8 protein-coding genes are annotated in these 12,544 nt (G+C 62.2%); 7 read left to right on the forward strand and 1 reads right to left on the reverse strand.

Features of this window, described 5'->3' with window-relative positions; genetic code table 11:
• Positions 1-8: 8 nt before the first annotated feature.
• Positions 9-812 (reverse strand): undecaprenyl-diphosphate phosphatase, encoded by an 804-nt coding sequence (locus ACTRWK_RS06335; RefSeq protein ID WP_168593232.1) that lies wholly within the window; start codon positions 810-812, stop codon positions 9-11.
• Positions 813-1,041: 229 nt separating this feature from the next.
• Here ACTRWK_RS06335 and ACTRWK_RS06340 point away from each other — a divergent pair, with 229 nt between their 5' ends.
• The 7 genes from ACTRWK_RS06340 to ACTRWK_RS06370 all read left to right on the forward strand — a co-directional run bounded on the left by ACTRWK_RS06340 (position 1,042) and on the right by ACTRWK_RS06370 (position 12,520).
• Complete coding sequence (locus tag ACTRWK_RS06340) at positions 1,042-2,475, forward strand: NAD(P)-dependent oxidoreductase (protein WP_037954057.1); 1,434 nt, start codon at positions 1,042-1,044, stop codon at positions 2,473-2,475.
• A gap of 57 nt (positions 2,476-2,532) precedes the next feature.
• The gene (gene gltB, locus ACTRWK_RS06345; RefSeq protein ID WP_132997426.1) at positions 2,533-7,065 is read left to right on the forward strand and encodes a glutamate synthase large subunit; all 4,533 of its coding nucleotides are present in this window, start codon (positions 2,533-2,535) and stop codon (positions 7,063-7,065) included.
• Positions 7,066-7,164: 99 nt separating this feature from the next.
• Positions 7,165-7,878: an SGNH/GDSL hydrolase family protein gene (locus ACTRWK_RS06350; RefSeq protein WP_037942913.1), complete on the forward strand. Its 714-nt coding sequence runs from the start codon at positions 7,165-7,167 to the stop codon at positions 7,876-7,878.
• A 27-nt stretch (positions 7,879-7,905) separates the two neighbouring features.
• Complete coding sequence (gene mtgA, locus ACTRWK_RS06355; protein ID WP_037942915.1) at positions 7,906-8,652, forward strand: monofunctional biosynthetic peptidoglycan transglycosylase; 747 nt, start codon at positions 7,906-7,908, stop codon at positions 8,650-8,652.
• 60 nt (positions 8,653-8,712) lie between these two features.
• Positions 8,713-9,378: an FtsZ-binding protein FzlA gene (gene fzlA, locus ACTRWK_RS06360; protein WP_005850934.1), complete on the forward strand. Its 666-nt coding sequence runs from the start codon at positions 8,713-8,715 to the stop codon at positions 9,376-9,378.
• Between the two features lie 15 nt (positions 9,379-9,393).
• Positions 9,394-10,452, forward strand: coding sequence for a tRNA epoxyqueuosine(34) reductase QueG (queG, locus tag ACTRWK_RS06365; protein ID WP_289081502.1), 1,059 nt, complete (start codon positions 9,394-9,396; stop codon positions 10,450-10,452).
• 61 nt (positions 10,453-10,513) lie between these two features.
• Positions 10,514-12,520: a hydantoinase/oxoprolinase family protein gene (locus ACTRWK_RS06370; protein ID WP_289081503.1), complete on the forward strand. Its 2,007-nt coding sequence runs from the start codon at positions 10,514-10,516 to the stop codon at positions 12,518-12,520.
• Positions 12,521-12,544 lie beyond the last annotated feature (24 nt).

The raw sequence follows: 12,544 nt of genomic DNA on the forward strand, positions 1-12,544 counted from the left end.
CTTTTGCGTTAGCTGTAGGCGTATACCAAAAGCGCTGTCCCCAGCAGGATGCGATAGATGACGTAGGGGGTGAAATTCACGCTGCGCAACAGGCGCATCATCAGGACCAGTGCCGCCAGTGCGGCAACAAAGGCAAAGCCCGCAGCGATCGACGCGTCGCGCGCGAGTTGCGCGTCGGCTTGCCCGATCACATCCAGTGACAAAAGCGCGCCAGAGGCGAGGATCGTGGGAATCGACATCAACATGGACAGCGTTGCGGCGCTGGCGCGGTCGTAGCCCAGTTTGCGGGCGGCGGTGATGGTGATGCCCGACCGCGACGTGCCGGGGATCAGCGCAAGCGCCTGCGCCAGTCCCATCCAGACGGCACCTTTGACATCCCAGTCGCCAGTATCCCGATCGCTGCGTCCCGTGTGATCAGCCCAATAAAGCACGATACCGAAAAGCAGCATGGTCCAGCCGATCACCGCGACAGAGCGGAGCATTTCGTCAATCCCCAGCAATTTGATCACCAGCCCGGCGACCAGCACCGGAAGTGTTGCGAGGATCAGCAGGGCGGCCAGCCTAGCGCCGGGGGTGTCCATCTTGCCGCGCAGCAGGCGACCAAGCCCGATGGTGGCTTCTGCGACCTCGGACCGGAAATAGAGCACGACCGCGAGAAGCGTGCCCACATGCACCGCGACATCAATCGCAAGCCCCTGATCCGGCCCGCCGGTCAGCGTGGGCAGCAGGATCAAATGACCCGAGGAAGAGACGGGCAGAAACTCTGTCAGACCCTGAATGATTGCGACAAGCAGCAGTTGGAACAGGGTCATAAGGGGGCCGGCCTTTGGGTCATTTGCGATGCCACAGGCGTATAACTTTGGGGGGCTGGAAGGGAAGTCCGTTGTTGGGTCCGAATCGGACATAAATATATGGTAAATTTGCGGGATTTTTTGGGTCGATATGAAATAAACCGCATATAGGTCAGCAATGCTGCCTTTATAATCGTTTAGCCCCTGTGTATAAGGGGGCAGCAACGTGTTTCAGGCGGAGAGATCCAAGATGGCAAAGCAGCCAATGCTCAAGTTTACAACGGTTTCCCGGGATATGCCCGAAAAACGGATGCCGAATCTGCGTCGTGAAGACTTTAAAGAGATTTACGCGGAATACGCGGATGAGAAAGCGCAGGAGCAGTCCAGCCGCTGTAGTCAATGTGGCGTTCCCTATTGCCAGACCCATTGCCCGCTGCACAATAACATTCCCGACTGGCTGCGCCTGACCGCCGAAGGGCGTCTTCAAGAGGCCTATGAGGTCAGCCAGGCCACTAACACCTTCCCCGAAATCTGCGGCCGCATCTGCCCGCAGGACCGTCTGTGCGAAGGCAACTGTGTGATCGAACAATCCGGCCACGGCACTGTGACCATCGGCTCGGTCGAGAAATACATCACCGATACCGCGTGGGAAAATGGCTGGGTGCAGCCGATCAAGCCCAAGACCGAACGCGCCGAATCCGTTGGTATCATCGGCGCGGGCCCCGGTGGTCTGGCCGCGGCGGATGTGCTGCGCCGCGCGGGTGTGCAGGTCACCATCTATGACCGCTATGACCGCGCGGGTGGCTTGCTGACCTACGGCATCCCCGGTTTCAAACTGGAAAAAGATGTGGTCATGCGCCGCAACGACCAGTTGGCCGAAGGTGGCGTTAACTTTGAATTGAACTGCGATGTGGGCGTCGACATCAGCTTTGCCGATATCCGCGCCAAGCATGACGCCGTGATCATCGCGACGGGCGTCTATAAAACACGTGACATCCAGGCCCCCGGCGTGGGCGGCGTTGGCCTTGAGCGCGCGATTGATTTCCTGACCGTGAGCAACCGCAAAAGCTTTGGCGACAAGGTAGAGGAATTCGATTCCGGCCGTTTCAATGCCGAAGGGAAGCGCGTTGTCGTGATCGGCGGCGGGGATACCGCGATGGACTGTGTACGGACCTCGATCCGTCAGGGGGCCACCTCGGTCAAATGTCTGTACCGCCGTGACCGCGCCAACATGCCCGGCTCGCAACGTGAAGTGCAAAACGCCGAGGAAGAAGGCGTGGTCTTCGAATGGTTGTCCGCGCCCAAAGGGTTCGTCGGTGATCCGGTGACCGGCGTCGTCGTGCAAAAGATGCGCCTTGGCGCGCCGGATGTCTCGGGTCGTCAGGCCCCAGAGGTGATCGAGGGCGCCGATTATGTCGAAGAGGCGGATCTTGTGATCATGGCGCTTGGCTTTGAACCCGAAGACCTGCCCACGCTGTGGAACACGCCCGAGCTGCCGGTCAACCGCTGGGGCACGGTCAAGGCCGACTATATCACCGGCGCGACCGAGCTGGATGGCGTCTATGCCGTGGGCGATATCGTGCGCGGTGCGTCGCTGGTGGTCTGGGCCATCAAGGACGGGCGCGACTGTGCGCAGGCGATCCTTGAAAAGATGGGGGCCAGCGTGGCCATCGCGGCCGAATAAGCGCCCCTTTCAACTGATATTTCGCGCCTCGGGCGCGCCCGATTTAGGAGATTCCAAATGACCAAGTACGATGACGCCTGGGTAGCACGCGAAGAAGCAAAACGCGCCTTCATGGCAGAAAACGGTCTGTATTCCGAAGAAGAAGAGCATTCATCCTGCGGGGTGGGTCTTGTTGTGAACATCGACGGCTCCAGCAGCCGCGCGGTTGTCGAAAACGGGATCAAGGCGCTCAAGGCGATCTGGCACCGTGGTGCGGTGGATGCCGATGGCAAGACCGGCGACGGTGCGGGCATCCACGTGCAGATCCCCGTCAATTTTTTCTACGATCAGGTGCGTCGCACCGGTCACAGCCCCCGCGAAGGTGAATTGATCGCCATCGGTCAGGTCTTTCTGCCGCGCACCAACTTTGCCGCGCAGGAAACCTGCCGGACCATCGTTGAAACCGAAGTGCTGCGGATGGGCTACTATATCTACGGCTGGCGCCACGTGCCCGTCGATACGTCGGTTCTGGGGGAAAAGGCCAACGCGACCCGTCCCGAGATCGAACAGATCCTGATTTCCAACGCCAAGGGCGTGGACGAGGAAACATTCGAGCGCGAGCTTTACGTCATCCGTCGCCGCATCGAGAAAGCCGCGCTGGCCGCTCAGGTGCCGACGCTTTACATCGCGTCGATGTCCTGCCGGTCGATCATCTACAAGGGCATGATGCTGGCGCAGGATGTTGCCAACTTCTACCCCGACCTGATGGACGAACGCTTTGAATCCGCGTTTGCGATCTATCACCAGCGTTATTCCACCAACACCTTCCCGCAGTGGTGGCTGGCGCAGCCCTTCCGCATGCTGGCCCATAACGGCGAGATCAACACGCTCAAGGGTAACGTCAACTGGATGAAAAGCCACGAGATCCGCATGGCGTCGGGCACCTTTGGCGACATGGCCGAAGATATCAAACCGATCGTCGCCGCGGGGTCGTCCGACTCTGCCGCGCTGGATTCGGTGTTCGAAGTCCTGGTGCGCGCGGGTCGTTCGGCCCCGATGGCGAAAACCATGCTGGTGCCTGAAAGCTGGTCCAAGCAGGCGGTCGAGCTGCCCCAGGCATGGCGCGACATGTATTCTTATTGCAACTCGGTGATGGAGCCTTGGGATGGTCCCGCAGCGCTGGCCATGACCGATGGCCGCTGGGTCTGCGCCGGTCTTGACCGGAACGGCCTGCGCCCCATGCGTTTCGTCGTCACCGGTGACGGCATGCTGATCGCGGGTTCCGAGGCGGGGATGGTCCCGCAGGACGAGGCGAATGTCGTGCGCAAAGGCGCGCTTGGCCCCGGTCAGCTGCTGGCGGTCGACATCGAAGAAGGCAAGATGTTCGGCGACACCGAGATCAAGGACAAGCTCGCCGCGTCGCGTCCCTTTGGTGAATGGGTCGGCAAGATCAACGAGCTGGACAAAGCGCTTGGCGATGTCGAGGAAAAGGCCCTGTTCTCGGGCGATGAGCTGCGTCGCCGTCAGGTGGCAGCGGGCTATACCATCGAAGACCTCGAGCAGATCCTCGCACCGATGGCCGAAGATGCGAAAGAGCCCTTGGCATCCATGGGCGATGACACCCCGTCGGCGGTTCTGTCGAACCAGTACCGCCCGCTCAGCCATTTCTTCCGCCAGAACTTCAGCCAGGTCACCAACCCACCCATCGACAGCCTGCGCGAATTCCGCGTCATGAGCCTGAAAACGCGGTTCGGGAACCTCAAGAACGTGCTGGATGAATCCAGCGCCCAGACTGAGATCCTCGTGCTCGACAGCCCGTTCCTCGCGAACGCGCAGTTCGATCAGTTGATGACCGAATTCAACGCGAATTCCGTCACCATCGACTGTACGTTCGAGCCGGGCGGCAACAACCTGAGCGAAAACCTGCGCCGCATCCGGGACGAGGCAGAAGACGCCGTGCGCTCGGGCGCTGGTCACATCGTGCTGACCGACCAGTTCAGCGATGCGACCCGCGTGGCGATGCCGATGATCCTTGCGACATCTGCCGTGCACAGCCAGCTGACCCGTAAGGGCCTGCGGACCTTTACCTCGCTCAATGTGCGCTCGGCCGAATGTGTGGACCCGCATTACTTTGCCGTACTGATCGGCTGTGGTGCCACCGTGGTGAACGCCTACCTTGCCGAGGATTCGCTGGCGGATCGTATCGGGCGTGGTCTGCTGGACATGACACTGACCACCGCGATGGCCCGCTACCGCGAGGCGATTGATCAGGGCCTGTTGAAAATCATGGCGAAGATGGGGATCAGCGTCATGTCCTCCTACCGTGGCGGCCTGAACTTCGAAGCCGTAGGGCTGAGCCGTGCGATGTGCGCGGAATACTTCCCCGGCATGACCAGCCGCATCAGCGGGATCGGTGTGACCGGTATCCAACGCAAGGCCGAGGCGGTCCACGACCGTGGTTGGCAGGGTGATGGCGTCGTCATGCCCATCGGCGGCTTCTACAAGGCGCGCAAATCCGGCGAGACCCACGCATGGGAAGCATCGTCGATGCACATGCTGCAAATGGCCTGCAACAAAGCGTCCTACCAGATGTGGAAGCAGTATAGCGCCAAGATGCAAAGCAACCCACCGATCCATTTGCGCGACCTGCTGGATATCAAGCCGCTGGGGGCCCCAGTGCCCATCGAAGAGGTCGAATCCATCACCTCTATCCGCAAGCGTTTCGTGACGCCGGGCATGTCCCTTGGCGCGCTGTCGCCCGAAGCACACAAGACCCTGAACGTCGCGATGAACCGCATCGGGGCCAAGTCCGACTCTGGCGAGGGTGGCGAAGATCCGGCGCACTTCGTGCCCGAGGCCAACGGTGATAACCCGTCGGCCAAGATCAAGCAGGTGGCGTCGGGCCGTTTCGGTGTGACTGCCGAATACCTGAACCAGTGCGAAGAGCTTGAAATCAAGGTCGCCCAAGGGGCCAAGCCCGGCGAGGGTGGTCAGCTTCCGGGCATGAAGGTCACCGACCTGATCGCCCGTCTGCGCCATTCGACCAAGGGCGTGACCCTGATCTCGCCCCCGCCGCACCACGATATCTATTCCATCGAAGACCTTGCGCAGCTGATCTATGACCTCAAGCAGATCAACCCGCGCTGTAAGGTGACCGTGAAGCTGGTGGCGTCCTCGGGCGTTGGCACGATTGCGGCCGGTGTGGCGAAAGCCAAGGCGGATATCATCCTGATCTCGGGCCACAATGGCGGCACGGGCGCATCGCCTGCGACCTCGATCAAATATGCGGGTCTGCCGTGGGAGATGGGCCTGACCGAAGCGCATCAGGTTCTGGCGATGAACAACCTGCGTGACCGCGTCACCCTGCGGACCGACGGTGGTTTGCGCACAGGGCGTGACATCGTGATGGCCGCGATGATGGGGGCCGAGGAATACGGCATCGGCACTGCCGCGCTGATCGCGATGGGCTGTATCATGGTGCGTCAGTGCCAGTCGAACACCTGCCCCGTCGGCGTTTGTACACAAGACGAAGCGCTGCGTGGCAAGTTCACCGGCAACGCGGATAAGGTCGTGAACCTGATCACCTTCTACGCCACCGAAGTGCGCGAATTGCTCGCCTCTATCGGGGCGCGTAGCCTGGATGACGTGATTGGCCGTGCTGATTTGCTGGCACAGGTCAGCCGTGGGTCTGCGCATCTTGACGATCTGGATCTCAACCCGCTGCTGATCACCGTCGATGGCGCGGCAGAGATTGTCTATGACCGCAACAAGCCACGCAACGCTGTGCTGGACACGCTGGACTCTGAAATCGTGCGCGACGCCGCGCGCTTCCTTGAAGATGGCGAGAAGATGCAGCTGAGCTATGCGGTGCAGAACACGCACCGTACCGTGGGCACCCGCGTCTCAAGCCACATCATCCGCAACTTCGGCATGAACAACCAGCTGCAGCCCGATCACCTGACGGTCAAGCTGACCGGTTCGGCAGGGCAGTCGCTGGGGGCCTTCGCGGCACCGGGGCTCAAGCTTGAAGTGTCCGGCGATGCGAATGACTATGTCGGCAAGGGTCTGTCGGGCGGCACCATCGTCGTGCGCCCGTCTATGGCCAGCACCATCGTCGCCTCTGACAACACCATCATCGGCAACACGGTGCTTTATGGCGCGACCAAGGGCTTTTTGTTCGCAGCGGGCCGTGCCGGTGAACGTTTCGGCGTTCGGAACTCGGGCGCGCATGTGGTGATCGAAGGCTGCGGCAGCAACGGGTGTGAATACATGACCGGCGGTGTGGCCGTGATCCTGGGCGAGATCGGCGCGAACTTTGGCGCGGGTATGACGGGCGGTATGGCCTATCTCTACAACCCCGATGGCAAGGCCGACAAAATGCTGAACCGCGAAACGCTGGTGACCTGCCCTGTCACGGTCGAGCATTGGGAAAACCAGCTGAAGGGCCTGATTGAACGGCACCTGCAGGAAACCAACAGCCGCAAGGCCGAAGACATCCTGCAGCACTGGGACATTGAAAAGGATAACTTCCTGCAGATCTGCCCCAAAGAGATGCTGGTCCATCTGCCCGCCCCGCTGAGCGTCGAAGAACACGCGATCCCGGCGGAGTAAGCAAAACGGATAGATCGGGCGCGGGGGAAACCTCGCGCCCGATTTCTTTTGTGCGTCGCCCACGCTTTACCGGGGCCGCAACCGGCCTATAGTTACGGGATGATCAAAACACTTACCTCTCGCGTCCGGCTGATGGCGCTTTTGCTGGTGGGGCTCGCGCTTGCGGCCTGTACCGATGCTGCGCCCAAGGGCGGCGGCGATATTCTGGTGATTGGCGACTCCGTCATGGCGTGGAACGGATCAAGCGATCAGGCGATCCCCGATGCGATGGCAGCAAGCCTTGGCCGCAATGTGGTCAGCAAGGCCGTCCCCGGGGCGCAGTTCAGCAATGACAGCACGCTCTTGTCCGCTGTTGGTTTCGATATTCAGGATCAGTACCCCGGCGGGCGGTGGAACTGGATCGTGGTGAACGGCGGGGCCAATGATCTGGGGTTCAACGACTGCAAATGCGCGGCCTGCACGCCTGTGGTCGACACGCTGATCGCTGCGGATGCCGCTACTGGGGAAATCCCCGCCTTTCTGACGCGTTTGCGCAGCACGGGCGCGCAGGTGATGTGGATGGGGTATTACGCCGGCAATGGCAAAGGGTCATTCGAAGGCTGTCGCGATGATCTGGTGCTGCTGGAACGCCGCATCGCGCGGTTTGCGGCACAAACCCCGGGGGTGACATTCCTTGATTCAGAAACCGTCATCGACCGTCAGGATCCGAGCCTGTTTGCCAGCGATAACACCCACCCGTCGCCCAAGGCCTCTGCGTTGATCGGGGCTTATCTTGCAAAAGGGATTTCCGTCCGCAGTGCCCGTTCACAATAAGCCATTGCCACGATATAGCTGATGGCTATGGCAAAACGCGCATCCTCCAAATCCAAGGGCAAAGCCAAGTCCAAGACCCCGTCCCCTGCGGCGCAGCTGCGGTCGCTCAAGCGGCGTGTGGTTCGGGGCGCGTTCAAGCTGGTGCTCGCCGTGCTTGGCCTGTTGATCGCCCTGGTGTTGCTGTTTGCGGTGATCAACCCGCCGACGACCCCCTATATGTTCAGCGAAGGCCGTAGGCTGGGGGGCGTGGACCAGCAATGGGTCGCGCTGGAAGACGTGGCCCCTGTCATGGCGCGGTCTGTCGTGGCGGCGGAAGATGCGAATTTCTGCCAGCACTGGGGCTTTGATCTGGCCGCGATCAAACGCGCCATCGCCGAAGGATCAAACCGCGGGGCATCCACCCTGTCGCAGCAGACGGTCAAGAACGTCTATCTCTGGCATGGTCGCACATGGTTGCGCAAAGCGCTTGAGGCCGGGATCACGCCGCTGGTTGAAACCGTCTGGACCAAGCGGCGCATCATCGAGGTCTATTTGAATGTGGCCGAGTTCGACGAAGGCATCTTTGGTGTCGACGCCGCGGCACAACATTACTTTGGGGTGATTCCCGCCAAGCTGACCGCAACCCAAGCGGCGCGGCTGGCCGCGATCCTGCCGTCTCCGAAAACCCGTTCGGCCGCGCGCCCCTCTGCCGCGGTGCGCAAGCGCAGCGCCCAGATCCGCGATGGTGCGGCGACAATCAGCAAGGACGGACGGGCAGCCTGTTTCGAGAGTTGAAAAACCCAACCAAGACGGGCATGAGGATGAAACCCCTGTTTGTTAGTACCGGAACCCCTTATGGCTCGCCTGTTTCACGTCCCGCTTTCGCCGTTCTGCCGCAAAGTCCGGCTGAGCCTCGCTGAAAAGAAGATCGAGGTTGAACGCGTCGAAGAGCGGTATTGGGAGCAAGACCCAGATTTCATGCGCCGCAATCCGGCGGGCAAGGTGCCCGTATTGCAGCTTGATGGCATCATCATGTCCGAAAGCGCAGCGATCTGCGAATATATCGAAGAGACCCGCCCCGAACCGTCGCTGATGCCCTCTGATCCGGTCCAGCGGCTTGAAGTGCGTCGTCTGGTCAGCTGGTTCGATGACAAGTTCCACGACGAGGTCACCTCGAAGCTGCTGTATGAACGGGTGAACAAAAAGGTGATGAAGCAGGGGTTTCCCGACAGCCGCAACGTTAAGGACGGGGCCAAGGCGATCAAGTATCACATTGATTATATGGCATGGCTGCTGGACCACCGGCGCTGGCTGGCAGGCGACGTGATGACGCTGGCCGATTTCGCGGCGGCGGCGCATCTGTCCTCGCTCGATTATATCTCGGATGTGGACTGGAACCGGTCCGACGTGGTCAAGGACTGGTACGCCAAGATCAAGTCCCGCCCCGCGTTCCGGTCGTTGCTGGCCGATCAGGTGCCGGGTTTCCCGCCGCCGAAGCATTACAATGACCTTGATTTCTGATCCACGCCGCGGCCGATGTCTGTGACACCGGCTGCCGATACGGACGCCCTGCGGGGCCGGTTGGTGGCGCAGGCGCTGGACGAAGGCTTTGTCTCCTGCCGGATTTGCCGCCCCGACGCGGTGCCTGATGTGCCGGAACGGCTGCAGGCGTTTGTTGATGCAGGCTATCATGGGCAGATGGCATGGATGGCCGACCGTATGGCGTGGCGCGGCGACCCTGCCGCACTTTGGCCCGAGGCGCGGTCGGTGATCATGCTGGCCGAAAGCTACACCCCCGAATACGACCCGACCGAGGTGCTGAACCACCCCGACAAGGCGGGCGTATCTGTCTATGCGCAGGGGCGAGATTACCACGACATCGTCAAGAAACGGCTCAAGCGGGTGGCGCGATGGCTGGTGGCGCAGGAACCCTGCGAGGTGAAGGTCTTTGTCGACACGGCCCCCGTGCCGGAAAAGGCGCTTGGGCAGGCCGCGGGGCTGGGCTGGCAGGGCAAGCACACCAATCTGCTAAGCCGCGACTGGGGGAACTGGGCCTTTCTGGGCGCGATTTTCACCACGTTGGATTTCACCCCCGACACGGCAGAGGTGGATCACTGCGGGTCGTGCCGGTCCTGCCTCACGGCGTGCCCGACGAATGCCTTCCCCGCGCCCTATCAGCTGGATGCGCGGCGCTGCATTTCCTATCTGACGATTGAACACAACGGGCCGGTCGATCTTGAGCTGCGCAGCAAGATGGGCAACCGCATCTACGGCTGTGACGATTGCCTTGCCGCTTGCCCGTGGAACAAATTCGCCGTCGCGGCGAGCGATTTGCGCTATCACGGCGGTGTCGGAGCCCCCGATCTGGCAGAGCTGGCGACGCTGGATGATGCGGCCTTTCGTCTGCGGTTCAGCGGGTCTCCGATCAAGCGGATCGGGCGCAACCGGTTCATTCGCAATGTGCTTTATGCCATCGGCAATTCCGGTCAGGCGCGTCTGACCCCTGTGGCGCAGGGCTTGTTGGACGATCCGGACGCGACTGTCGCCGACGCGGCGCAATGGGCCGTGGCCCGTCTGCGCGAAAACCAAGGCTGACAGGGCTGGACCGCTGCGCCGGAACAGGTAAACCCTAGGAAAACGGTGCAAGGATAGTTGAATGGCGCTTTTGCTTGGGGTTGATACGGGCGGCACCTATACGGATGCGGTGCTGATCCGCGATGAAACCACGGTGGTCGCATCGGCCAAGGCGCTGACCACCCGCGCCGATCTGGCCATTGGTGTGGGGCAGGCCGTGCGCCGCGTGCTGGCGGCGGCCGATGTTTCAGCGGGTCAGGTGGCGATGGCGTCGCTGTCGACCACGCTGGCAACCAATGCGCTGGTCGAAGGGCAGGGCGGGCGCGTCGCGTTGATCTATGTCGGCTTCAAGGAACGGGATCTTGAGACGCACGGGCTGGCAGGGGCGCTGAACGGTGACCCCTATCTGATCCTTGGCGGTGGTCATGACCACGCGGGCGCAGAGCGTGCCCCGCTGGACGAAGCCGCGCTGATCTCCTTTTTGACCGAGCAGCGTGAACAGGTCAGCGGTTTTGCCGTCGCCAGCCAGTTCGCCACGCGCAACCCCGCCCATGAACAACGCGTCGCCGCCTTGGTGACGCAGGTGACGGGGCGGCCTGTGTCGGCCTCGCATCAGTTGTCGGCCAAGCTCAACGGGCCGAAACGGGCGCTGACGGCGGTGCTGAACGCGCGGCTGATCGGGATGATCGACCGGTTGATCGGGCGGGCCGAAGATGTGTTGACCGACATTGGCGTCACCGCCCCGCTGATGGTCGTGCGGGGGGACGGGGCGCTGATCTCTGCCGCGCAGGCACGGGAACGGCCGATTGAAACGATCCTCAGCGGGCCTGCGGCCTCGATCGTGGGGGCGCGGTGGATGACCGGTGCGGCCCGTGCGTTGGTCAGCGATATTGGCGGCACCACCACCGATGTGGCCCTGTTGCGCGATGGCCGGCCCGCGATCGACCCCGCAGGGGCCCGCGTCGGCAGCTACCGCACGATGGTAGAGGCCGTTGCCATGCGCACCACTGGTCTGGGGGGCGACAGCGAGGTGCATTTCCTGACCGAAGGCTTGCATGGGGGGGTGACGCTGGGGCCCAAGCGGGTCTTGCCCATTGCCCTCATCGCGACGGAGGCACCCGAGGTGGCTCATGCCGCGCTTGATGCGCAGCTGCGCAGCACCACCCCCGGCGAATATGACGGACGCTTTGTGCGTGCCGTGGCAGGTCAACCGCGCGAGGGGATCTCGGCGCGTGAACAAATGCTGCTGGACCGTATTGGTGACGGGCTGCACCCGATGGCCGACATCCTGCGCGCCCGCATAGAGACAGGCGCGCTGAAACGTCTGGTAGAGCGTGGCTTGGTCCAGCTGGCTGGCGTTACGCCATCGGACGCAAGCCATGTGCTGGGACGGGTCGCGGCGTGGGACGCCGAGGCCGCAGGCAAGGCGCTGCGGTTGTTTGGGCGGCGACGCACAGGCGCGGGGCAGATGCTGGCCCCTGATCCTGCCGCTATGGCGCAGATCATCGTGGATCAACTGACCGAACAGACCGCGCTGGCCATGCTGGAAGCGGCGCTGGCGGAAGAAGAGCCCGCCTTTGATACAGAACCCGAAACGCTGGCCCGCCACGAGCTGTTGCAGCGCGGGTTGCGCGGGCACGCGGGGCTTGTGCGGATCGAGGCGGCGTTGAACCTGCCGGTGATCGGGCTGGGGGCCTCTGCCGCGGCTTATTATCCGGCGGTGGGGGAACGGCTTGGCACGCAGATGATCCTGCCCGAACACGCCGCGGTGGCAAATGCCATTGGTGCAGTCGTGGGCCGGGTGACCATGCGGGAAAGCGGCACGGTGACCTCGCCCGCAGAGGGGCGGTTCAGGGTGTATCTGGCCGACGGGCCGCAGGATTTCACGGATCAGACACAGGCGCTGAGCACGCTTGAGGCAACCCTGCGCGACAAGGCAGAGGTGGCGGCGCGGGCGGCGGGGGTGGTCGATGTGCAGATCGATGTGCAACGCGACATCCGCCATGCAGAGGTCGAAAGCCGCAAGGTCTTTATCGAAGCGCTGCTGACGGTCGAGGCGACAGGCAGGCCAAGGGTCGCATCGGCCTGACGCTGCACAAAAGAAAACGGCGCA

The sequence above is a fragment of the Sulfitobacter sp. G5_S2_6_S6 genome (assembly GCF_054968505.1).

Coding starts and splice junctions, on each gene's coding strand:
- ACTRWK_RS06335 (WP_168593232.1), bottom strand. CDS start 812: ATGACCCTGTTCCAACTGCTGCTTGTCGCAATCATTCAGGGTCTGACA.
- ACTRWK_RS06340 (WP_037954057.1), top strand. CDS start 1,042: ATGGCAAAGCAGCCAATGCTCAAGTTTACAACGGTTTCCCGGGATATG.
- gltB (WP_132997426.1), top strand. CDS start 2,533: ATGACCAAGTACGATGACGCCTGGGTAGCACGCGAAGAAGCAAAACGC.
- ACTRWK_RS06350 (WP_037942913.1), top strand. CDS start 7,165: ATGATCAAAACACTTACCTCTCGCGTCCGGCTGATGGCGCTTTTGCTG.
- mtgA (WP_037942915.1), top strand. CDS start 7,906: ATGGCAAAACGCGCATCCTCCAAATCCAAGGGCAAAGCCAAGTCCAAG.
- fzlA (WP_005850934.1), top strand. CDS start 8,713: ATGGCTCGCCTGTTTCACGTCCCGCTTTCGCCGTTCTGCCGCAAAGTC.
- queG (WP_289081502.1), top strand. CDS start 9,394: ATGTCTGTGACACCGGCTGCCGATACGGACGCCCTGCGGGGCCGGTTG.
- ACTRWK_RS06370 (WP_289081503.1), top strand. CDS start 10,514: ATGGCGCTTTTGCTTGGGGTTGATACGGGCGGCACCTATACGGATGCG.